This is a genomic window from Acinetobacter sp. 789_lipA, assembly GCF_058242845.1.
Genome location: NZ_JBZAYS010000001.1, coordinates 1,065,311 through 1,086,873 on the forward strand (window position 1 = coordinate 1,065,311; position 21,563 = coordinate 1,086,873).

Sequence of the window (21,563 nt, forward strand, 5' to 3'; positions counted from 1 at the left end):
AAAGTCGGGATAGTCTTGAGTATACGACTCATTTGTATGTCTTTACTATGCTCTAAAGCAACAAATATTGCAGGTAAAATCAAGACATAGATACCAAATGTATACATCTTAGCCCATAGAAAAAAATGGCAAAGAATACCTAAAAATAAGATTTAACACTGAAAATGAGATGGATTTATGAAATTTGCCTGAAATATGTCACATTTAAGCCATTAAATTAATAAAAACAGTTGTGGATTTTATAGTCTTGGTCTTTATAATCATGGCTTTTAGTACATATCCTTGTGGGATCACATACGATGACTGACTTAGTTCAGCAGTTGGCAAAAGAAATTGCCGTACGTCCAAATCAAATCGAGGCTGCCATCAAGTTGATTGATGAAGGTGCTAGCGTTCCATTTATTGCGCGTTACCGTAAAGAAGTCACGCAAGGCTTAGATGATGCGCAGTTACGTCAGCTCGATACACGTTTGGCTTATTTACGTGACTTATTTGAACGTCGCGACAAGGTAATCGAATCATTAAAAGAACAAGACAAATTGTCTGATGATTTATTGGCACGTGTAAATGCTGCTGAAACTAAAAATGCCTTAGAAGAAATTTACGCACCCTACCGTCCAAAACGGACCAGTAAATCATTTAAAGCCAAAGAAGCAGGCTTAGGCCCGATTGCAGAAAAAATCTTTGCAGAAGCGGTTGATCCAGCTGAAGCATTGGCAGACTTTAGCCATGAAGATTATCCAGATCTAGAAAGTCAGTTGGATGCGATTCAACATATTCTAATTGATGACTGGGCGCAGAACATTGCACTGACCACTGAACTTAAAGCAATGTTTGCAAAAACAGCCACTTTAAAAAGTTTAGTGGCAAGTGATGAGAAAAAAGAAGTTGGCAAAAAATTTCGCGATTACTTCGACTTTTCTGAAAATTTAAATAAAGTCCCGTCACACCGTTTATTGGCTATGTTACGTGGCCGTCAAGAAAACGTTTTAGGTTTAAAAGTTGATGGTGAAGATGATGCACCAGTGGCGCGTATTGAAAATGAATACAGCCTTGAAACTGCACAGCCGCAAGCACGTCAAGACTATTTAAAACAAACAGCTAAATTGTTCTGGTTAGGCAAGGTTCGTCCAAGTATCGAACATTCGTTGCTCACTGAAAAACGTCTTGCAGCTGAATCTGAAGCAATGGATGTTTTTGCTGAAAACTTACGTCATTTGCTGTTGTCTGCACCCGCGGGCGCACGTACAACCCTAGGTGTGGACCCTGGTATCCGTACAGGGGTGAAATTGGCTGTGGTGAATGCATCGGGTGATGTACTTACACATAGCACGATTTATCCATTTGCACCCAAAGATGATAAAGCGGGTTCAATTGCAGAACTTGCCCGTTTATGCCGCGAGTTTAATGTTGACCTGATTGCCATTGGCAATGGTACAGCAAGCCGTGAAACAGAAAGCGTTGTGGCTGAAATGATGGCTGCAAATAGCGATCTTAAATTGACGCGTGTTTCTGTATCAGAAGCCGGTGCATCGGTTTATTCAGCATCTGAATTGGCTTCTGCGGAGTTACCAGAGCTAGATGTGTCGATTCGTGGTGCAGTGTCGATTGCACGTCGTTTACAAGACCCATTGGCTGAACTGGTGAAAATCGATCCAAAATCGATTGGTGTAGGTCAGTACCAACATGATGTGAACCAAACTGGTTTAGCGAAAACCCTTGAAGCAGTCGTTGAAGACTGTGTGAACTCAGTGGGTGTGGATGTTAATACTGCATCATCTGCTATCTTGGGTTATATCGCAGGTTTGAATAAGTCGATTGCGCAGCAAATTGTCGATTTTCGTAAAGAAAATGGCCGTTTCGACAACCGCCAAGATTTGAAAAAAGTACCGCGGTTAGGCGAGCGTACTTTTGAACAAGCGGCAGGTTTCTTACGTATTCAAGATGGTTCAGAGCCACTGGATGCTTCTGCTGTTCACCCAGAGTCTTATGCGCTGGTCGGTAAAATTGTTGAAGCGAAAGCGACGACGGTGAAAGATATCATTGGTAACTCTGAAATCATTCGCCAAGTGAATGCTGAAGAATTTGCAGATGAGAAATTTGGTTTACCAACTATTCAAGATGTACTGTCTGAACTGGAAAAACCAGGTCGTGATCCGCGTCCAGAGTTCCGTACAGCAAAATTCCGTGAAGACATTACGGAAGTTGCGCAACTGACTGAAGGCATGCAGCTTGAAGGTGTCGTGACCAATGTGACGAACTTCGGTGCTTTTGTGGATGTGGGTGTACACCAAGATGGTTTAGTTCATATTTCAGAGTTGGCCAATGAATTCGTTGCAGATCCGCATAAAGTGGTGAAGCCGGGGCAAATTGTGCAAGTACGTGTACTCACTGTAGATGCTGAGCGTAATCGTGTGAATTTGTCGATGCGTCCGGAAGGTGCTGAAGCGGCTAAAGCTCCGCGTCAACCACGTCGTGAAAATACAGAGCGTAGTGAACGTAAACCACAAGGTAAACGTCCACAACAAACACGTCCTCAAGGCGAGCGTGCTCAAACAAATAAGAAGCCGCAAACGGCTAAACCTCAAGAAAATAAAATTGGTGGTTTAGGTGCATTGTTACTTCAAGCAGGGATTAAAGGTTCGAAATAATCTTTAAGATTTGAATAAAAAAACCTCCCAAGTGGGAGGTTTTTTTTATGGTTACTTTTATCCGTTGATGATGGGCACGATCCAACTGGTGATAATCAGCATAATGCCAAAGTGCCCAAGCTTTCGGCAAACTTTGACAAAAGTTGGAGCGGGTTGTTCCAGTCGAGTGGCATAATCTTTGAGGCTTATGGCTTGGGTGCTGCGGCTATGCCACAGGAAAACAGCAAGGTCGATACAGATTAGAATCGTCCCGACATTGGCCACGATATCCATCAATACATAATCTTGTAAATACAGGCTACTGCCTACTCGGTAGCAGAGATAAATCGCAAAAGCGATACACACATATTGCAGTACGAAAGTAAAAGCGCGCATAAATTCACAAAATAAAAAAAGACGGCTGTTTATAACACAAAAAGTAGAAGGGTCACGTCGTCTTTATTTTTTGTCCACAAAAAAAGGTATGAGTCTTAACTGATTAGGCTTTGTGCAATCAGGCTGGAAAAAATGGAGACTAAACCTATTTTTGAAAAAATATTGCAATACATGCTTGAGGGTTGTGAGGTTGGCTTGTTTTTTGTTTCTAGAGAGTATATTTCGCTCGTCAGTGGGGTAGGCTGTTGCGGTGCGCGTTGGCTCTTAAAGCCAAATTCGAGCAAGATCATCAGCAAACCGCCATGAATCAGCACTTGCCAGATTGAAATATGAGAGAGGGTAAGTTCTGTATATAGATTAAAAGCAGTGGTTGCAGCAAAGATGAAGCAAAAAAGCTTGAATAAATAAAATGTCTGCATTTCTTTTCCCCTTTTATTGTTGCTCTTATGATGGGCTTTTTTTCTTAAGCGAATATTAATAACTATAAAAGAGTTGTAAAAAATTTAGCTACCCAACCTTTGATCAAAGGTTGGGTAAATTGTAAGAAAACTTACCAGTGTTCACCTGGGAATAAGCGTGCATACGCTTTTTGCACCCAGTTGAGTTTTTGCTGTTCACCTACAGACGCGGTAGAACTTGGGAATAAGTTATAACCAATCGACATGAGCTTATTGTTGATGTCTGGTGCGATTGAATAAGTGATTGATGCCAAACGACCTAAGTTAGTTGCCACTTTCTTCGGGCGTTTCACAATCGCATAAGCAACTAGATCTGCTGCTTGTTCAGGCGAAAGAGTCGGAACGTATTTATAAATTTTCGTCGGCGCAATCATTGGAGTGCGTACCAAAGGCATATAAACCGAAGTAATCGCAATTTTATGTGAATGCACTTCGGCAGAAAGACAGCGACTGAATGCATCTAATGCGGCTTTAGACGCCACATAGGCTGAGAAACGAGTGGCATTTGCCAATACGCCAATCGAGCTAATGTTAATAATATGCCCATCACGACGAATCATCATTTGTGGCAGGATGTTCATGACTAAACGTACAGCACCAAAGTAGTTGAGTTGCATGGTGCGTTCAAAGTCGTGGAAGCGTTCTGCTGACTCATGTACAGCACGGCGGATCGAACGACCTGCGTTATTAATTAAAATATCAATATGATCGACTGAAGCTAAAATCTGCTTAGAGACTTCATCAATCGAGTCTAAATCATTTAGGTCACATGGAAAAACAGAGGCTGAACCACCTTTGGCTTCGATTTCTGCTTTCACTTCTTCTAGTGTTTCTTTGGTGCGCGAAACTAAAAGGACGTGCGCTCCTGCGTCAGCCAGTTTGTGTGCAACGGTTAAACCAATACCACTTGAAGCGCCTGTAATTAAGACGGTTTTTCCATTTACACGTTCTTTAAAAAGTCTATCCATTCTTGAATTCACGTTATCATTCCTGATCTAAGTCAAATATTTGAGGGTTATGGCTATTTTTATATTCGATTATTAAGGCTACATTTTCTGAGAAATGTAGCGGCTTTCCTTCACGGTATAATACCTAAACTGCTTAAAAATATCACTGCATAAGTTATTGAAATAATAAATAAAATTAGAGTAAAAGCTCTATTTTATTGGTTCTAATTAATTGTTTTTAACATGAATTCAATCAAAGTGAAAGGGCTATAAATATAAAAGACAAGCGTATAAAAAACCTCAATCATGTGATTGAGGTTTTAAGTTTAGCGGTCTGTATTTTAGACTTGAGCCAAGGCTTGCTCTAAATCTGCAATCAAATCATCAATATGTTCAATGCCTACAGATAACCGCACCATGTCAAGACTTACTCCAGCAGACTTTAATTCCGCTTCATTCAGTTGGCGATGTGTGGTGGTGGCGGGGTGGCACGCCAGACTTTTGGCATCGCCAATATTGACCAAGCGAGTGAAGAGTTGCAGAGCATCAATAAAGCGGGTGCCACCTTCACGGCCATCTTGTACCCCAAAAGATAAAATCGCCGAAGGTTTTCCTTTGACATATTTTTGCGCCAAGCCATGCTGAGGATGGTCTTTCAGTCCCGCATAGTTGACCCATTTCACTTTGGGGTGGGCTTGTAAATATTCTGCGACTTTCTGCGCATTTTCAGTATGACGTTCCATACGCAGGTTTAGCGTTTCTAAGCCTTGTAGAATCAAGAACACGCTTAAAGGGCTAATCGCAGCGCCAGTATTACGTAGTGGTACCACGCGGGCACGCGCGATATAAGCTGCTTCGCCTAAAGCTTCGACATAGTTCACGCCGTGATAGCTTGGGTCTGGCGTATTCAGCACTTTAAAGCGCTCAGGATACTTGCCCCAAGGGAATTTACCGCTGTCGACAATCGCTCCACCAATCGAGTTACCATGCCCGCCAATATATTTGGTCAAGGAATGCACCACAATATCTGCCCCATATTCAAAAGGTTTCAGCAGCGCAGGAGTTGCAACCGTGTTATCGACCACTACAGGCACGCCATACTCATGCGCAATTTTGGCAATGGCTTCGAGGTCAATGATATTGCCGAGTGGGTTGCCAATCGATTCAACAAAGACCAATTTGGTTTTTTCATCAATTAAACCACGTAAGGCTTCTGGATCTTGATAATCAAAGAAACGTACCTCAATGCCTTGCTTCGGTAGAGTGTGGGCAAACAGGTTATAAGTGCCACCGTACAAGGTCGATACTGAAGCAATGTTGTCCCCTGCTTCGGTAATGGTTTGAATGGCGTAAGTAATGGCTGCCATGCCAGAGGCTAAGGCCAACGCGCCAATGCCTCCTTCGAGTGCAGCCAAACGTTGTTCTAGCACCGCAGTGGTCGGGTTCATAATTCGGGTATAAATATTACCTTGTACTTTAAGGTCAAATAAATCCGCACCATGTTGCGTATTATCAAAGGCATAAGAGGTGGTTTGATAAATCGGTACGGCCACTGCTTTGGTGGTGGCTTCGGGGCTATAACCAGCATGGATAGCCAAAGTTTCATCTTTATAGGTCATGGGACTTCATCTACGTGAGTTAAATATTGCACAGTCTACCATCAATGAATATGAGTGAAAGTGTGAAAATAATGAATATTTATCTAAAAAATTCATAAAGATGAGCTGAGCGTAGCTTCTTTTCTGCGGAAAAGTAAGATAAAGAGAGTGTTTAAAAAATAACCGCACTGAAAGTTGTAACATTGCATTGAAGATCGGTTTCATGCCTTATTTTTTCAACGTATTCATCGTATAATGCCCGCAAATATTTTTTCGCTTCTTGCGATTTTTTGGTTTTTCTATTGAGGAGTCCTACGTGGCCCAATATATTTATACGATGAACCGAGTGTCTAAGATGGTTCCGCCTAAGCGCGAAATCTTAAAAGACATCTCTTTGTCATTTTTCCCGGGTGCAAAAATTGGTGTACTTGGTTTAAACGGTGCAGGTAAATCGACCTTGCTTCGTATTATGGCAGGCGTAGACAAAGATTTCTCTGGTGAAGCTCGTGCGCAACCGGGTATCAAAATTGGTTACCTAGAACAAGAACCGCCACTTGATCCAAATAAAGATGTCCGTGGAAACGTAGAAGATGGTTTACGTGAACCATTGGATGCTTTGGCACGTTTGGACGAAGTATTTGCTGAATATGCAGCAGAAGATGCAGACTTTGATGCATTGGCAAAAGAGCAAGAAAAACTTGAAGCGATTATCCATTCATGGGATGCGCATAATCTGAGCAACCAAATGGATCAAGCTGCAGCTGCCTTGAACCTACCTGCTTGGGATGCGGATGTCACACTACTTTCAGGTGGTGAGCGTCGTCGTGTTGCATTGTGTCGTTTGCTTTTATCTAAGCCAGACATGTTACTTCTAGACGAACCAACGAACCACTTGGATGCAGAATCTGTGTCTTGGTTAGAGCGTTTCTTGAAAGACTTTGCTGGCACGATTGTGGCGATTACGCACGACCGTTATTTCTTGGATAACGTGGCGGAATGGATTCTTGAGCTTGACCGTGGTATGGGTATTCCATATCAAGGTAACTATTCTTCTTGGTTAGAGCAGAAGAACGCGCGTCTAGAACAAGAGAACAAGCAAGAAGAGTCTTTTGCTAAAGCATTGAAGAAAGAACTTGAATGGGTTCGTTCAAATGCGAAAGGTCAGCAAAAGAAAAACAAAGCGCGTATGGAGCGTTTTGAAGAGCTTAACTCACGTGAATTCCAACAGCGTAACGAAACTTCTGAAATCTATATTCCACCGGGCCCACGCCTAGGCAATAAAGTCGTAGAAGTGGAAGGCATCAGTAAATCATTTGATGGTCGCTTACTGTACGAAAACCTGAGCTTTACCGTACCTCCTACAGCAATTGTGGGTATCGTGGGTCCAAACGGTGCGGGTAAAACCACACTGTTCCGTATGATGACTGGTGAACAACAGCCAGATACAGGTACAGTGACTTTGGGTGAGTCGGTTAAAGTGGCGTATGTTGGTCAGATTCGTGACACCTTAGATAACAACAAAACGGTTTGGGAAGAAGTTTCAGGCGGTTTGGATATCTTAAGAATTGGCGATTATGAAATTGCATCACGTGCTTATATCGGTCGCTTTAACTTTAAAGGTCAAGACCAGCAGAAGCGTGTAGGTGAGTTGTCAGGTGGTGAGCGTAATCGTTTACAACTGGCGAAAATCCTGCAAATGGGTGCAAACGTCATCTTACTGGATGAGCCATCGAACGACTTGGATATCGAAACCTTACGTGCGCTTGAGGATGCAATTCTTGTATTCCCAGGTACGGTAATGGTGGTGTCGCACGACCGTTGGTTCCTTGACCGTATTGCAACGCACATCTTGTCGTTTGAGAACGAACAGCCTGAATTCTACGAAGGTAACTATGCTGAGTATGAAGCCTATCGTTTAGCATGTTTGGGTGATGCTGCAGTTCAAAAACGTACCAAATACAAGAAAATTGGCGGTTAACGCTTCCGTTAATTCAATTAGAAAACCAGCCTTCGGGCTGGTTTTTTTATGCTTATCAATTGCCTCTTAAGGTGTTTTAGGGGTATTCACTTGTAAGCTGATAATGGTGTAATACTGATTTTTAGGTTTTGCTTTGGTATCGACTTTTTCGCTCACTTCAATCAGGTATTGCCCAGCTTGTGCAAACGTGAGTGTGGCATGGCCTTGTGCGTCGACAGGTGTGCTTTTCGCTTGTTGCTCAAGCTCACCTTGAGCACGAACCATGAGTTCTGCATGCGCTAGGGCTTTGCCTGCTTGAGTAATTTGCAGTTGTACAGGCTGTTGCACCGTGATTTGGTTTGGATGGGTTCTGAAGTTGACTTGAATTGGGGCTGGCGTTACAGCAACAGGTGAGGTGCTGTCTTTGCTCACATAGCTTTGAATGCTCCATTCGCGAACCGTAGAGACTTTGCTTGGCACTTTGCCTTTAAAGTCACTTGGAATGACATAGTCACGCTCGCTTAAGGCAGGGACTTTGTCTGCTGCGACATCGGCAAATATTTTCCATTGATGATTATGTTGTACATATTCAATTGGATATGAGGTTTTGGCAAAAATGGTATAGGTGCCTTTTTCTGGTAGCTTAAGATCAAATGCAGTTGCAGATTCTAAGTGCTTCTGTGCTTGAATCGTAGTCTGTGTTTGGTTTGGTTGGAAAACGCTGAATGAAATATCTTTTAGGGCATATTCAGGATGAAAGGCTTGTTCCGCATAGGCGCTCAATACAGGGACTTGGGTGTTTTCAGTGTGATACGCCAGTGGAGCGACGTAGGGTTCATGTGCTTGAGCCACTGAACAGAACAAGAGTGTGTAGAGTAGAGCGTTTTTCATAGAGACTAGGCCTAAAAATATTTCGTAAGATGAGGTTTTTGATTATATCGAGAAAAACTAACAAGTGATAATAATTATTATTTATTCTTTGAGCAGATAAAAGGGAGTACATAGACTCCCTTTTTGGATGCGGGTTCTAAATTAAAACTTAGATTTCCCACTCATGGTCGCACTCGCGACATTTCCATTTTTTCTGAGACTGCATGAAGCCTTGCATTGAAATCTTAAAATCAGGAAGGTCACGGTAAAACAGGAAGCCTGCAATCACACACACGATAAAAACCACGACCGTTGCAATTTGTAGTGTTGAGCCAGCGCCATCCCCGAACAGCCACATTGCGATGCTAATGAGCACCAAAAGTAATAATACAAAAATGGCTGGAACCAAAAAAACCAGACTTTTAGGCACAACAGGGCGCGTTGCTGGAACCCCTGCTTGAGCAACTGGCATAATTTTTGGGCTTTGACATTGAGGACAACGATATTGCATTACAACTCCAAAATTCGAATCTATGCCGTATTCTAATCGGATTGGAGCAGAAAGCCAAAAAAGCGTGGTAATGAAGTGCTGATAATTTTGAGGCAATAAAAAACCCAAGTCATAATGCTTGGGTTTTTTACCAGATGTTGCCATCTTAAATATGGCGTCCCTACGGGGATTCGAACCCCGGTTACCGCCGTGAAAGGGCGATGTCCTAGGCCTCTAGACGATAGGGACTTATTGAGGCATCACGTTGAGTGGTTAACACCGTCTCTCTGTGTGAGCGCTATATTAGGGATATAACGCCCATGCGTCAACTAAAAAATCAATTAAGCTTCATCAACTGCGTCATTTTTCGGCAATTTTAGGCTTTCATTGAGTTTTTCCCAAACTTTTGCTTCTTTTTTGCTTGGACCACCGACAATTTCAAGGGCATGACGTAAGCGCGCGAAGGTTAAGTCAGGGCCAATGGTGACCATGGTTTGCATCACTGGAGTCGAAGCGGTTGAACCGGCAATCGCAATAAAGAACGCTGGCATAAAGTCACGGAGCTTAATTTCCATTTGGTTGGCTAAGTCCATCAAGGTTTGACTTACGGTGTCATTGTTCCATGTGAACATGCTTTCCAAACGCCAAATCGCAAATTGCAGACTTTGACGAACTTGTTCTTCGCTCAGTTTCTTGCTTTCAAACTGTTCTTTGGTCAAGCTTGGGAACTGGTTAAAGTAATGCGCAGACCAGTTCACCGCTTCTGAAAGTAAGTTGATACGAGGTTGAATTGCTGCGGCGATGTCTTCGAGCATCTTACGATCTGCTTTCCATGCCAATAGGGTATCTAACAGTTCAGCAGGGCTTAAGCCTTTGATCCATTGACCATTGAGCCAATTCAGTTTTTCCACATCAAAAATTGGACCACCGAGGGATACACGTTGAATGTCAAAGTGTTCAATCATCTCGGCCAATGTGAATTTTTCGCGTTCATCTGGCATCGACCAGCCCATACGGCCTAAGTAATTCAACAAGGCTTCAGGCAAGACACCAATATTTTTGTAGTAGTTAATAGAGGTTGGGTTCTTACGTTTCGACAGTTTTGATTTGTCTGGGTTACGTAGTAATGGCATATGACCCAGTACAGGCATTTCCCAACCAAAGTATTGATACAGCAACTGATGTTTAGGTGCAGAAGGCAACCATTCTTCGCCACGGAAAACGTGGGTGATTTGCATCAAATGGTCATCGACCACATTGGCAAGGTGATATGTCGGTAAACCATCGGTTTTAAGCAAGACTTGCATGTCCACTTGTGCCCAAGGGATTTCTACTTCCCCGCGCAGTAAGTCATTGACTGTACAAATGCCTTCTTCGGGCACTTTCATACGAATCACGTGTGGCTCACCTGCAGCAAGGCGACTTTGAACTTCTTCAGCAGATAATTTTAAACCACGACCATCGTACTTTGGTGTTTCACCACGGGCCTGTTGTTCTGCACGCATTTGATCCAACTCTTCGCTCGTAGCAAAGCAGTAGAACGCATGACCTTTTTCAACCAAATCCAGTGCATATTGTTTATAAATATGCATGCGTTCAGACTGGCGATACGGTGCATATGGCCCGCCAATGTCCGGACCTTCAGACCAATTCAATCCTAACCAACGCAATGAATCTAAAATCATTTTTTCCGATTCAGGAGTCGAACGAAGTTGGTCGGTATCTTCGATACGCAGAATAAATTCACCACCATGTTGCTTGGCATAGCATAAGTTAAATAGCGCAATATATGCTGTGCCCACATGCGGGAAGCCAGTTGGAGAGGGTGCAATACGAGTACGAACAGTCATAGCCAATTATGATTCAGAATGTAAATTGAGGTCTATTATAACGAAAAAGCCCGACCACTTAATGCTTAATTCAACATTCAGTGATCAGGCTTTTGTGCGCAAATGTCATAACTTGAGAGAGGTTACGACACTGTGGCTTATTTTTAGTTTAGAGGAACAATGATTGCACAAAACGGCTAAAGCGCTGGTTTTGTGTAGCAAAGAAATTTTGTGTCGGTGCAACTTTGATTGAGGTCATGATTTTTAAATCATTATCCATCATCGTGGTTCGGTCACTGCCTTTTTGTTGGCTGAGCGCTTTTTCAATCAACGATGTTTTCTCAGTGGGCATCGTCGCTTTATCATTGCTTTGAATGGCTGCACTATGTCCCAGTTGGCTAAAACAAGCCAAGCCGATACTCAACGTAACGGTATGTAAAAATGTTGCTTTCATGTCCTTTTCCCCTCTCAACATGGTATTGGAACAGATTTTTATTAAAGTCATTGGTAATCTAGTTTCAATTTAACCGATTTCACAAATAAAAAAGTAGAACCGTGTCACACAATTTACAAAATTATAAACAAATTTGGGCTAAATTGACATTTAAACATCAAATATAAATCATTTGGCTTTTTGTACCAAATAACTGTGGAGATAGCATGGAGATTTTGAGCTTGATCTGTGGAGGGTGGATATGGGTTATCCTTAAAAGTGCACAAAATAGTCCTTTTAGAGATATCTTTTTATCAGTATAGCCGTAAAACCTCGCCTTCAGGGCATAGGTATCTATGATCCTAGCCAAAATAATGGACAGCACGTCCCTCTAAAGATAACGTAACTTTAATCTTTGGAGATTCAAGAAATGGCTAAACGTTTTAGTCCTGAATTTAAACAGCAAGCGATTGATTATGCACTTTCAAACCCCCACGAACCTATAGCTGCAATCGCCCAGAAATTAGGTGTTGGTTATTCAACATTGGATAAATGGATTCGTGAAGCCAATCCAGTGGGTTCAAGCAAACGCCAACTTTCATCAGAACAACAGCGGATTTTAGAATTAGAGAAAGAAGTCAAACAGCTCAGGGACGCCAATGACATCTTAAAAAAAGCGCATGTGTACTTTCTGACAGATCATGCCAAGAAAAGTACACGGTAATTCAAGATCTGGATGTGAATGAAGTCACTGTATCTTCTGCCTGTAAATGCCTGGGTGTCAGCACTTCAGGCTATTATGCCTGGCGAAAATGCCAGGCCAATCTAGCGCAGAAATATAATGATTTAAAAGCCGTATATTGGCAGCATCATGCACGATTGGGTGCACCTTCATTGGTACATGACATGCATGATTTAGGTTACAGCATGAGCGAACGAACCGTTGGAAGAATGCTTAAAAAGCTTGGTTTACGTAGCAGGATTGCACGTAAATACAAGCATACGACTGATTCAAACCATCGTTTGCCTACAGCGCCTAACTTGTTGGATCGTCAATTTGGCGTTGGTCAATTGAAAGCTACTTCAAGCTTCTAAAACAAGCGGGTCATGATGTTGAATCGTGGCTCCAAACGACCCCTCAAGCAATTTTAAGAAAACTACTTGTTGCGAGTATGGCCTGCGTACTGACATGGCGAATAAAACGCTGTAATGATGAACAAACTACTCGAGTAAGAGCCGTACTAACACGACTATCTGGGCGACAGCAAAAGCGAGGGAAAAGAGAAAGTGCACCATCAATACTTGCTGGACTTTCAATCTTATTAAACACCTTGAAGCTACTGGAAAGTTATTCGGTGGATGAGTTAAAGGAAATGGCTAAAATTGCGTTGGGGTATCCACACGAAGATGTGTAGATACCTATACCTTCAGGGCGGGGATGTAAGGCTGCAATCCGCTAGTCCCCTTGTGGGGATTAGCTAGGATTGCTAATGCGGAGTTTGCTGTTGCTGAATATATTGTTTGATAATCCCAATAGGTGTACCATCACATGATGCAGCGAAATAGCTAGGCGACCACAAAGCATTACCCCATAACTTGCTTCTAATTTCAGGGTGCTTGGTTCGTAAAATACGACTGGAAGCACCTTTTAAACTATTTACCAAGCTAGAAATAGCGACCTTTGGCGGATAATGCACAAGTAGATGGACATGATCATCTTCACCATCAAATTCTGCCAACTCGGCTTCAAAGGTAAGCGTGCGCTGAACCCCATAGCTATTTTTTAACTTGGGTTGGATTTCCAGCGGTGTGGCAGTAATTCTTCTATTTGGGTCACTTTATGGATCGGTAACCTTTTCAGCACATCACTGAGATAGGCATACGGATCCAGCCCATTCAGTTTTGCTGACTGGATCAGGGTCATGATATTGGCCGCTCGTTGACCACTACGCAGCGAACCTGCAAATAGCCAGTTCTTGCGCCCCAACGCCCAGGGACGCATCTGATTCTCAACCCAATTATTATCTATAGGTAAATTGCCATCATCCAGATAGCGGCTTAAAGCTGGCCAACGCTTCAGAGTGTAATTGATGGCCTTGGCGGTTGGAGAACTCGATGGCACCGTCAGTTGATGCTGGTTGAGCCATTCATACAGTTGTTGCATCACCGGTTGACTATGCTGTTGTCGGTATTCGCGGCGCTGTTCTGCTGTACCATCGGTCTTTTTCCTGAGTTCTGCTTCTATGGCATACAGTTTCTGAATCAGCACTAATGCCTGTTCAGCGATCTGACTTTTCCCGGTCACATGCAGTTCATGAAATTTACGACGTGCATGTGCCATGCAGCCCACCTCAATGACCTGGCCTGATTTAAAGCGTGCTTTATAACCACTGTAATCATCACAGATCAGATGGCCCTGCCAGCCATTCAGGAACTCTTCTGCATGCTGACCTGAACGGCTATCCTGAAAGTCATAGATCACCGCTTGAACTGGATTGTACTGTGTGGTGGCATAGGCCCAGACATAACCTTTCTTTGGTTTTTTCTCATTATCACCCATCCGCATAATGGTGACCGGCGTTTCATCGGCATGGATCACCCGCTGTTGCAGCACCACCTGTTTTAAGGCATTGGCCAGAGGTTCCAGTTCCACACCGCAGCGACCAATCCAGTCAGATAACGTGGATCTGGACAGATCAATGCCCGCCCGCTGATAGATCAGGCGCTGACGGTACAGCGGCAAATGATCGGCATACTTCGATACCAGCACATGGCTGAGCAGTTCAGGTGAAGCAATGCCTTTATCAATAACATAGGCGGGCATCGCTTGCTGAGTCAGGGTGTCACACTGATCACAGACCCATTTGCCACGTACATGCTGTTCCTTATAGAACTGTGCCGGTCTGAAATGCAGTTTTTCACTGATATCTTCGCCGATACGACGCAAGGTGCAGCCACAAGCACATTGGGTTGATGTTGGTTCATGCTCGATACGGATGGTGTGTAGATGATCGGGCAGCAGTCGACGTTTAGGTTTGTTGACTGTGGCTTTGTGTGTCGCTGCATCAGTTTTATCTGCATTCAGCCGTTCCAGTTCCAGATCAACAGCGGCAATATCTTCTTCGACCGCTTCATCCCATAGATGGATTTGTTTTGCAGTGAGATGTTCGTTTTTACTGCCAAATTTGTGCTGTTTAAATAGTGCGAGCTCATGCTCGTATTTTTGCGTGAGAATGGAAAGATGTTGAACTTTGGCATCCAATTGCTGGTTTGATTTTTCTAATTCTTGATTTGATTGTGCCAGAGACTGATGCTGCATTGCCAACTGCTGGGTAAATTCCAGCAGTTGTTCATGGGTCAGTTGGCTTAAATCGGGCAGCATTTTCATGACCGAAGTATGCATGAGGTCATGACGCAGAGGAAATAGAACGTTTGGAGAATAGTAGAATGGACCAGCCTAGTTTAGAGCATCGTCACCACCTGCTGTCGTCCAATGCGCTGCCAAGGTAAACCCTGGATCAGTGCCTGTAACTGTTCCGGACTGATCGCCATGCTTTCACCCTGGTGAACCTGCGCCCAGTGGAATTTTCCCTGTTCCAACCGCCGGGCACACAGCCAGATGCCCAGTCCATCATGTACCAGCACTTTCATGCGATGGCCACGTTTATTACAGAACAGGTAAGCACAATGCGGTTTAATGTAGCCAAAGACTCTCACCACCTGAGTCATGACAGTATCCATACCTGCACGCATATCCATCGGCTGGGTAGCAAGCCAGATTTCATCAATACGGATCATTGAGTCAAACCCTGGATCAGCACCAGTAATTCAGTTACTGACTCCACCGGCCAGTCGATCTCGATCATCTGACCCCTTACGGAACCTGGTTCCTCATGTAGTGGAATCCTAATATGAGCGACAACTTTCTTCTCTGGTACAGGTGGCGGAGGTGCTTCTTGTCTGACTGGAGTCGGGTGAAGAATGACGGGAAGGAAGTCGGTCTGTGGAATAGATGGGGGTGTTAATGATGGAACCATTGATCTGGACTGACGAATCCATTTATGCAACAGATTCGCATTGACCTGATGTTGCATTGCCACCTTGGCCACTGATGTGTCTGGCTGCTGACATTGCTGAATAAGTTGATGTTTAAATTCAGCCGTGAAGGTTCGACGGGGCTTTTTTAGGGTTGGTGTGCTGTCTATAACTGTCTTTAAATCCATAAATAGGTGTCCACTTAAATTTTAGTGGACACTATCGCGGTATTAATGAGTTAGAAAAAGTGGGGTTCAGCGGACGCTTACCTTCAAAGTCTAAACAAACACGCTCAAACACTTCACGCATTGTTTCAAGCATTGCTTTGGTAAAAACATCTCTACGATATTTAGCGACAAAGACTAAATGAACGTGCATATTAAAAACACAATGACGACCTGTTCTAATCTCTTGACTATTGCTCATAGACCAAATATATTTTAGTAATGAAAACACTTAAATTACGAATAAAAGACAAACATTGCAAGATGCTAGACCAACTAGCAGTAGAGGTGAACTTTGTTTGGAATTATGTCAATGATTTGTGTTTCAAGCACCTACAACGTAAACAACAATTCTTTTCAGCATACGATATTGCTCAATACACGAAAGGCACATCAAAAGAATGTAACTTACATAGCCAAACCATACAGGCAATTGCAGAAGAATTAGTTACACGAAGAAAGCAGTTTAAAAAAGCCAAGCTAAAATGGCGTGTCAGTAACAACAAATCTGCAAGACGCTCATTAGGCTGGATACCTTTTAAGAAAGTAGCCATTAAATACGCCGATGGCTATGTGCAATATGGCAAGCACCAATTTAAACTATGGGACAGCTACGGACTAAGCAAATACAACGTCAAAACAGGCTCATTTGTAGAAGACAGTCGTGGACGTTGGTATGTTTGCCTTGTGTGTGGTTGATGATATTCAACAAGTTAAAGCTATAGCTAAAGGCTCAATTGGCATAGACTTGGGTTTGAAAGATTTAGCCACTTGTTCAGATGGTGTGAAACTCGAAGCTCCTAAAATCTATCGCCAATATGAGGAAAAACTTGGCATTGCTCAAAGAGCAAAAAATAAGAAACGTGTCAAAGCGATTCACGCCAAGATTAAAAATATACGCCAAAATATGTTGCATCAATTCAGCCATAAACTGGTGAATGCACATGCAGCAATCTTTGTTGGCAATGTGAATGCTAAAGCATTAGCACAAACTAGATTAGCGAAGTCAGTGTTAGATGCCAGTTGGACAACACTAAGAACCATGCTCAAGTATAAATGCGAGAACGCAGGAGTATGGTATGGAGAAGTCAACGAAGCCTATACGACCCAAACATGTTCGTGCTGTGGCTCACGCTCTAGCAGTCCGAAAGGTAGAGCAGGTCTTGGAATAAGAGAATGGCAGTGTATGGAGTGCGGTACGCTCCATGATCGGGATATAAATTCCGCACTGAATATTCTTGCGCTCGGACATGAGCGTCTCGGAGGAGGAATCCCCGTTCTTTAGGTCTGGGAGGATGTCAACAAGAATATAACCAAGCCTTTGGACAGTATCAGTATTGGAAAAGCAAAGCTGGGCAGGAGGTCAACTTTAAACAGTCTCATGGTGGATCGGGCAAGCAAGCACGTGCCGTTGCAACGGGTCTCCAAGCAGATGTGGTGGCCTTGGCCAATGATATTGATGAAATTGTGAATACTGGACAAATTGATAAAAAACTGGCAAAAAGAATTTCTGGTGGTGTTTTAAAAAGTATGCTGACATTAAATGAAGCCATTATTGATGTAAAAGAAGGTTAAGTCGAAGGCTTTAAAATGGTTTTCAAGCTTTTTGGAGAAATTGCAACTTCTTCTAAAACCACGCCTTATTCGATGCCTTATTTTGCAATTATTACCTTCAATTCCTACAGTAAACAACTTACCAATACTTTGCTTGCAGTTTTTAAAAGCAGTGATGAAACTGTCCCAATGATCACTTGCAATTCGGGTGTAGTGAATACCTAATTGTTTAAGCTTTGTCTTCAACCTTTGGACTGTAGCTAAATCTCTCTTACCCCAAACATAAGCAACAATCTCACCTGTTTCTCGATGGTAGGCGTAAATAAGCCATTGTTTATTATTTTTATTTCCAACAAAAGTCCAGAATTCATCTACTTCGAGAGATTCATAATGACTTTGTTTAGGCTGAATTTGATAGGCCGATTCAGTTAAAGTCCGTAAGACTTTACCGATACTAATGCGCTCAACTTCAGCGATATCTCGTATACCGCTGCCTCTGACCATTAACTGTAATATTTTACGAGTAATGCCAGAATTACATCCTAGATAGCTCAGAGCATGGTCACCAATAAACTGACGTTTGCAGTCTTTGCATTGGTAGTTTTGTTTCCCATCTACTTTGATGCCATTTTTCTTTATACTGTCACTGAGGCAGGTTGGACATTTGATTTCTAGAGTTATTTGCATTTCTCTATTTTATCAAAATTCAACCTGCTTTTTTTTAGCATACTTTTTGATACACCACCGAATTTCTAAATAATTCTGCACCTTATACTTCAACCATTGTTTTTTTAGTGCGTAAAGGTAATCCAAACAAATTAAAGACTGGAATGATTTAACCAAGCTGGGGGTGAGATCATTACCTCAAAACCAAAAACAAGCGATGCGCCGCGTTGGATCTATTTATCTGCTTGGGGGTATGCGTTAAAACAACCTGGAGGTAATGATGCTAAAGCCAAAGAATTGGTGAAAAACTGTATCAAAATGTCAAAGTTCTTGATTCAGGCGCGCGAGGTTCATTGACCACGTTTGCTGAACGGGGCATAGGTGATGTGTTGTTGTCTTGGGAAAATGAAGCTTTACTGGCAACTCAAGGCCTAGGTAAAGACAAATACGATATTGTTTATCCGTCTATTTCGTTTTTAGCGGAGCCGTCAGTTGCGATTGTAGACAAAACCGTGGACAAAAATGGCAATCGAAATTTGGCCAAGGGCTATTTAAACTATCTGTATTCGCCAAAAGGGCAGGAGTTGGCGGCGAAGCATTTCTTCCGTCCACGAAATAAACAAGTGGCGAACAAATACCTTGCGCAATTTCCAAAGCAAAAAACCTTTAATATTAATGATGTCTTTGGAGGGTGGGCCAAAGCGCAGAAAACTCACTTTGTAAATGGTGCGATCTTTGATCAAATTTATACTGAAAAATAAACGTGCTGCGGTTTAATGAGATCACGTTCGGACATAAAAGTGGATATACGCATATCCACTTTTATTATATTTTAAGCATAAAAATGTATATAATAAGAATAAGTAAAGTGTTTGCTATTATTTTAAATAAAAACAATTCATTAAGTCTTAGTGATGTAAAAATAATGTGTATTTAAAAAACAAAAGCGAATTGCGATTTATGATTTTGTTTCATATATTTAGCATAATTCTTGATATTTAATTTAATACGCTATGAAAACGCATTTGAAATCTCTCTGGGCTGCTGCCGTAGTGGCAACAGGTCTGACATTCAGTATGACATCAGCTCAAGCAGCTGACCGTACTATGCTCAATGTCTCCTATGATGCAACACGTGAATTTTACGATGAGTTCAATAAATCCTTTGGTGCTTATTGGCAAAGTCGTACAGGGCAAACGGTTGACTTTAAACAGTCACACGGGGGTTCAGGTAAACAAGCCCGTTCGGTCGTGGATGGTCTAAAAGGGGATGTGGTGACCTTGGCCTTAGCCAATGACATTGAAGAAATTGTCAAATCAGGTCAAATTCAGCCGGGTTGGCAAAAAGAGTTCCCAAATAACTCTGCACCTTATACATCGACCATTGTGTTCATGGTACGCAAAGGCAACCCGAAAAAAATTAAGGACTGGTCTGATTTAACCAAACCGGGTGTACAAATTATTACGCCTAATCCTAAAACAGGTGGTCTACCACGTTGGGTGTATCTGTCTGCTTGGGGTTACGCACTGAAACAACCTGGTGGCAATGAGGCCAAAGCCAAAGAGTTCGTAGGTAAAATGTACCATAACGTGAAAGTCATGGACTCTGCGGCACGGGCGTCTATGACCACCTTTGCAGAACGTCGCATTGGTGATGTGTTATTGACTTGGGAAAATGAAGCCTTAGTGACACAAAAAACTTTAGGTAAAAATCAGTTCGATATTGTTTATCCATCGATCTCGATTTTAACCGAGCCTTCGGTGGCAATCGTGGATAAGACCGTGGCGAAAAATGGCAACAAGTGGTTAGCACAGGGTTATATCAACTATTTATATTCACCACTGGGTCAGGAAATGGCGGCGAAACACTTCTATCGTCCACGTAATGCTGCGGTTTTAGAAAAATATAAAGCGCAATTTCCACCGTTAAAAACCTTCACCATTGATGAAGTGTTTGGTGGTTGGGCCAATGCTCAAAAGACCCACTTTGTGAATGGGGCGACTTTCGACCAAATCTATAATAGCCGTAAATAATCCAGTTAATTATTTCAGCTGCTGCTTACAAAGCCTCCCTTGGGAGGCTTTTTTGATAATGAATGCCGTTTAAAAACGGTTTTGTCTATGAAAAGTAATATTTCCCTACAAAAAGTCGTTTGGAGCTTTGTTAAAACAAGGTAATAATGTGCAGTTACATTTTTCCTTCCGATCATATTGAGTCTTTATGTCGCATATTTCTGTATTACTTCACGAAACTGTTGATGCTTTGGTAGCAGATCGCAATACAGGGATTTTCATTGACGGGACGTTTGGTCGTGGCGGACATACGCGTTTGCTGTTGTCTAAGCTAGATGAAAATGCACGTGTCTATGGTTTTGATAAAGACCCGCAAGCACTGGAAACAGCCGCGATTTTAGAACAAGAAGATCCACGTTTTAAAATTATTCATGCCAGCTTTGCTGACCTTAAACATGAGTTAGAAGTACGCGGCATTGGCTTGGTCGATGGGGTTATGGCCGATCTGGGCGTGTCTTCACCGCAGCTTGATCAGGCGGAGCGTGGTTTTAGTTTTATGAAAGATGGACCACTGGATATGCGTATGGACAATTCAAAAGGTCCAACCGCAGCGCAGTGGTTGGTTAATATTGAGGAAGAGGCGTTAGCCAATATTATTTTTCAATATGGTGAAGAGCGTTATAGCCGTCGTATTGCCAAAGCGATTAAAGCGGCCGGATTGATTGAAACCACAGCGCAGTTGGCTGAAATTGTGAAAGTAGCGCACCCGAAATGGGAAAAAAATAAACATGCCGCAACACGAACTTTCCAAGCAATTCGTATTGCCATTAATAAAGAATTAGAAGATATTGAAGTTTTCCTACCGCAAGCGGTAGAAGTATTAAAACCGAATGGTCGCTTGGCTGTGATTAGCTTCCATTCCTTAGAAGATCGATTAATTAAACAATTTATTCAAAAAGAGTCGACACTTGAGGAAGATATGGGTTGGGGTATGCCACAACAACGACCAGATACGCGTCGTTTAAAGAAAGTATCACGTGTGAAAGCAAGTGATGCAGAGGTTAAAGCTAATCCACGTTCACGTAGTGCATGGCTTAGAGTTGCAGAGCGCTTAGCACTTAAAGGCGAATAATGAAAACTGAAGTCGTTGAAAAAATTCCAACAAAGTTAAAGTTTAAGAAGTTGATTGCCTATGTCATTTTATTGGTGCTGGTGTTTATCAGTGCCATGATGGTGGTGTTCCAAGTGTTTGAATACCGTCATGACTATCGCGAAATGAGCTCTTTTATGCGCGAGCGTGATGACTTAAATGCAGAGTGGGGCCGTTTGCTGATTGAACAGCAAACTTTTGGCGCAACTGCACAAATTGGAACGCGCGCGGTGACGCAACTGCGGATGTATTCACCACCTGCGGCGCAAACCGTAGTGATTTCTTTACCCACGACTTCAGAAGACAAAAAATAA

Annotated in this window: 17 protein-coding genes, 1 tRNA gene and 6 pseudogenes; 10 read left to right on the forward strand and 14 right to left on the reverse strand. The window is 42.5% G+C overall.

Features of this window, described 5'->3' with window-relative positions; all coding sequences use genetic code 11:
* Window positions 1–299 precede the first annotated feature (299 nt).
* Window positions 300–2,651 carry a Tex family protein gene (locus AC4CUZ_RS04985; protein WP_490747347.1) on the forward strand — a complete coding sequence of 784 codons (2,352 nt, stop codon included), beginning with the start codon at window positions 300–302 and terminating at the stop codon, window positions 2,649–2,651.
* Window positions 2,652–2,708: 57 nt separating this feature from the next.
* Here AC4CUZ_RS04985 and AC4CUZ_RS04990 read toward each other — a convergent pair whose 3' ends face one another.
* The 3 genes from AC4CUZ_RS04990 to AC4CUZ_RS05000 all read right to left on the reverse strand — a co-directional run bounded on the left by AC4CUZ_RS04990 (window position 2,709) and on the right by AC4CUZ_RS05000 (window position 6,050).
* Window positions 2,709–3,026 (reverse strand): hypothetical protein, encoded by a 318-nt coding sequence (locus AC4CUZ_RS04990; RefSeq protein ID WP_029575131.1) that lies wholly within the window; start codon window positions 3,024–3,026, stop codon window positions 2,709–2,711.
* 550 nt (window positions 3,027–3,576) lie between these two features.
* Complete coding sequence (locus AC4CUZ_RS04995) at window positions 3,577–4,452, reverse strand: SDR family NAD(P)-dependent oxidoreductase (protein WP_238893368.1); 876 nt, start codon at window positions 4,450–4,452, stop codon at window positions 3,577–3,579.
* Window positions 4,453–4,772: 320 nt separating this feature from the next.
* Window positions 4,773–6,050 (reverse strand): O-acetylhomoserine aminocarboxypropyltransferase/cysteine synthase family protein, encoded by a 1,278-nt coding sequence (locus AC4CUZ_RS05000; RefSeq protein WP_114836339.1) that lies wholly within the window; start codon window positions 6,048–6,050, stop codon window positions 4,773–4,775.
* Between the two features lie 295 nt (window positions 6,051–6,345).
* On the opposite strand from AC4CUZ_RS05000, the gene ettA reads away from it, so the two are divergent.
* Window positions 6,346–8,007: an energy-dependent translational throttle protein EttA gene (gene ettA / locus AC4CUZ_RS05005; RefSeq protein ID WP_279045254.1), complete on the forward strand. Its 1,662-nt coding sequence runs from the start codon at window positions 6,346–6,348 to the stop codon at window positions 8,005–8,007.
* Between the two features lie 66 nt (window positions 8,008–8,073).
* On the opposite strand, the gene AC4CUZ_RS05010 is transcribed toward ettA, so the two are convergent.
* From AC4CUZ_RS05010 to AC4CUZ_RS05030, 5 genes are all read right to left on the reverse strand, one after another.
* A complete protein-coding gene (locus AC4CUZ_RS05010) occupies window positions 8,074–8,877 on the reverse strand; it encodes a DUF4198 domain-containing protein (RefSeq protein ID WP_005401373.1) in 804 nt (267 codons plus the stop codon).
* A gap of 148 nt (window positions 8,878–9,025) precedes the next feature.
* On the reverse strand, window positions 9,026–9,367 hold the full coding sequence (locus AC4CUZ_RS05015; protein ID WP_005401372.1) for a hypothetical protein: 342 nt from the start codon (window positions 9,365–9,367) through the stop codon (window positions 9,026–9,028).
* Between the two features lie 152 nt (window positions 9,368–9,519).
* Window positions 9,520–9,595: transfer RNA gene (locus AC4CUZ_RS05020), tRNA-Glu, on the reverse strand.
* A gap of 92 nt (window positions 9,596–9,687) precedes the next feature.
* On the reverse strand, window positions 9,688–11,196 hold the full coding sequence (gene gltX, locus AC4CUZ_RS05025; RefSeq protein ID WP_005401371.1) for a glutamate--tRNA ligase: 1,509 nt from the start codon (window positions 11,194–11,196) through the stop codon (window positions 9,688–9,690).
* A 148-nt stretch (window positions 11,197–11,344) separates the two neighbouring features.
* Window positions 11,345–11,629, reverse strand: a complete 285-nt coding sequence (locus AC4CUZ_RS05030; RefSeq protein ID WP_039890577.1) for a hypothetical protein — start codon at window positions 11,627–11,629, stop codon at window positions 11,345–11,347.
* Between the two features lie 409 nt (window positions 11,630–12,038).
* Here AC4CUZ_RS05030 and AC4CUZ_RS05035 point away from each other — a divergent pair.
* Window positions 12,039–12,679 (forward strand): annotated as a pseudogene (locus tag AC4CUZ_RS05035) (transposase); the annotation flags it as partial.
* Between the two features lie 101 nt (window positions 12,680–12,780).
* Entirely contained in the window at window positions 12,781–13,023 is a 243-nt protein-coding gene (locus AC4CUZ_RS05040; protein ID WP_039890574.1) for a hypothetical protein, read from the forward strand.
* Window positions 13,024–13,095: 72 nt separating this feature from the next.
* On the opposite strand, the pseudogene tnpA (AC4CUZ_RS05045) reads toward AC4CUZ_RS05040, so the two are convergent.
* The 5 genes and pseudogenes from tnpA (AC4CUZ_RS05045) to AC4CUZ_RS05065 form a co-directional block, all read right to left on the reverse strand.
* Window positions 13,096–13,359, reverse strand: a pseudogene (tnpA, locus tag AC4CUZ_RS05045) (IS200/IS605 family transposase); the annotation flags it as partial.
* Window positions 13,360–13,391: 32 nt separating this feature from the next.
* On the reverse strand, window positions 13,392–14,996 hold the full coding sequence (tnpC, locus tag AC4CUZ_RS05050) for an IS66 family transposase (RefSeq protein WP_490747348.1): 1,605 nt from the start codon (window positions 14,994–14,996) through the stop codon (window positions 13,392–13,394).
* A gap of 74 nt (window positions 14,997–15,070) precedes the next feature.
* Window positions 15,071–15,406: an IS66 family insertion sequence element accessory protein TnpB gene (tnpB, locus tag AC4CUZ_RS05055; protein ID WP_005401366.1), complete on the reverse strand. Its 336-nt coding sequence runs from the start codon at window positions 15,404–15,406 to the stop codon at window positions 15,071–15,073.
* Complete coding sequence (gene tnpA, locus AC4CUZ_RS05060) at window positions 15,403–15,831, reverse strand: IS66-like element accessory protein TnpA (protein WP_005401365.1); 429 nt, start codon at window positions 15,829–15,831, stop codon at window positions 15,403–15,405. Before tnpA (AC4CUZ_RS05060) ends, tnpB begins: the two co-directional genes overlap by 4 nt.
* Window positions 15,832–15,907: 76 nt before the next feature.
* Window positions 15,908–16,069: pseudogene (locus AC4CUZ_RS05065) on the reverse strand (transposase); the annotation flags it as partial.
* 20 nt (window positions 16,070–16,089) lie between these two features.
* Between AC4CUZ_RS05065 and AC4CUZ_RS05070 the strand changes: the two are divergent.
* A pseudogene (locus AC4CUZ_RS05070) lies at window positions 16,090–17,152 on the forward strand (RNA-guided endonuclease InsQ/TnpB family protein).
* Between the two features lie 17 nt (window positions 17,153–17,169).
* Window positions 17,170–17,377, forward strand: a pseudogene (locus tag AC4CUZ_RS05075) (substrate-binding domain-containing protein); the annotation flags it as partial.
* 29 nt (window positions 17,378–17,406) lie between these two features.
* Here the strand turns inward: AC4CUZ_RS05075 and AC4CUZ_RS05080 are convergent.
* The gene (locus AC4CUZ_RS05080; protein WP_005005861.1) at window positions 17,407–18,108 is read right to left on the reverse strand and encodes an IS1 family transposase; all 702 of its coding nucleotides are present in this window, start codon (window positions 18,106–18,108) and stop codon (window positions 17,407–17,409) included.
* A 59-nt stretch (window positions 18,109–18,167) separates the two neighbouring features.
* Between AC4CUZ_RS05080 and AC4CUZ_RS05085 the strand changes: the two are divergent.
* From AC4CUZ_RS05085 to ftsL, 4 genes and pseudogenes are all read left to right on the forward strand, one after another.
* Window positions 18,168–18,848 (forward strand): annotated as a pseudogene (locus AC4CUZ_RS05085) (sulfate ABC transporter substrate-binding protein); the annotation flags it as partial.
* 252 nt (window positions 18,849–19,100) lie between these two features.
* Window positions 19,101–20,120: a sulfate ABC transporter substrate-binding protein gene (locus AC4CUZ_RS05090; protein WP_039890570.1), complete on the forward strand. Its 1,020-nt coding sequence runs from the start codon at window positions 19,101–19,103 to the stop codon at window positions 20,118–20,120.
* A gap of 187 nt (window positions 20,121–20,307) precedes the next feature.
* The gene (gene rsmH / locus AC4CUZ_RS05095; protein WP_004978100.1) at window positions 20,308–21,231 is read left to right on the forward strand and encodes a 16S rRNA (cytosine(1402)-N(4))-methyltransferase RsmH; all 924 of its coding nucleotides are present in this window, start codon (window positions 20,308–20,310) and stop codon (window positions 21,229–21,231) included.
* Complete coding sequence (ftsL, locus tag AC4CUZ_RS05100; protein WP_004691506.1) at window positions 21,231–21,563, forward strand: cell division protein FtsL; 333 nt, start codon at window positions 21,231–21,233, stop codon at window positions 21,561–21,563. Before rsmH ends, ftsL begins: the two co-directional genes overlap by 1 nt.

Coding starts and splice junctions, on each gene's coding strand:
- AC4CUZ_RS04995 (WP_238893368.1), bottom strand. CDS start 4,452: ATGGATAGACTTTTTAAAGAACGTGTAAATGGAAAAACCGTCTTAATT.
- AC4CUZ_RS05040 (WP_039890574.1), top strand. CDS start 12,781: ATGGCCTGCGTACTGACATGGCGAATAAAACGCTGTAATGATGAACAA.
- AC4CUZ_RS05015 (WP_005401372.1), bottom strand. CDS start 9,367: ATGCAATATCGTTGTCCTCAATGTCAAAGCCCAAAAATTATGCCAGTT.
- ftsL (WP_004691506.1), top strand. CDS start 21,231: ATGAAAACTGAAGTCGTTGAAAAAATTCCAACAAAGTTAAAGTTTAAG.
- gltX (WP_005401371.1), bottom strand. CDS start 11,196: ATGACTGTTCGTACTCGTATTGCACCCTCTCCAACTGGCTTCCCGCAT.
- AC4CUZ_RS05090 (WP_039890570.1), top strand. CDS start 19,101: ATGAAAACGCATTTGAAATCTCTCTGGGCTGCTGCCGTAGTGGCAACA.
- rsmH (WP_004978100.1), top strand. CDS start 20,308: ATGTCGCATATTTCTGTATTACTTCACGAAACTGTTGATGCTTTGGTA.
- AC4CUZ_RS04990 (WP_029575131.1), bottom strand. CDS start 3,026: ATGCGCGCTTTTACTTTCGTACTGCAATATGTGTGTATCGCTTTTGCG.
- AC4CUZ_RS04985 (WP_490747347.1), top strand. CDS start 300: ATGACTGACTTAGTTCAGCAGTTGGCAAAAGAAATTGCCGTACGTCCA.
- AC4CUZ_RS05080 (WP_005005861.1), bottom strand. CDS start 18,108: ATGCAAATAACTCTAGAAATCAAATGTCCAACCTGCCTCAGTGACAGT.
- tnpA (WP_005401365.1), bottom strand. CDS start 15,831: ATGGATTTAAAGACAGTTATAGACAGCACACCAACCCTAAAAAAGCCC.
- AC4CUZ_RS05010 (WP_005401373.1), bottom strand. CDS start 8,877: ATGAAAAACGCTCTACTCTACACACTCTTGTTCTGTTCAGTGGCTCAA.
- tnpC (WP_490747348.1), bottom strand. CDS start 14,996: ATGAAAATGCTGCCCGATTTAAGCCAACTGACCCATGAACAACTGCTG.
- AC4CUZ_RS05000 (WP_114836339.1), bottom strand. CDS start 6,050: ATGACCTATAAAGATGAAACTTTGGCTATCCATGCTGGTTATAGCCCC.
- AC4CUZ_RS05030 (WP_039890577.1), bottom strand. CDS start 11,629: ATGAAAGCAACATTTTTACATACCGTTACGTTGAGTATCGGCTTGGCT.
- tnpB (WP_005401366.1), bottom strand. CDS start 15,406: ATGATCCGTATTGATGAAATCTGGCTTGCTACCCAGCCGATGGATATG.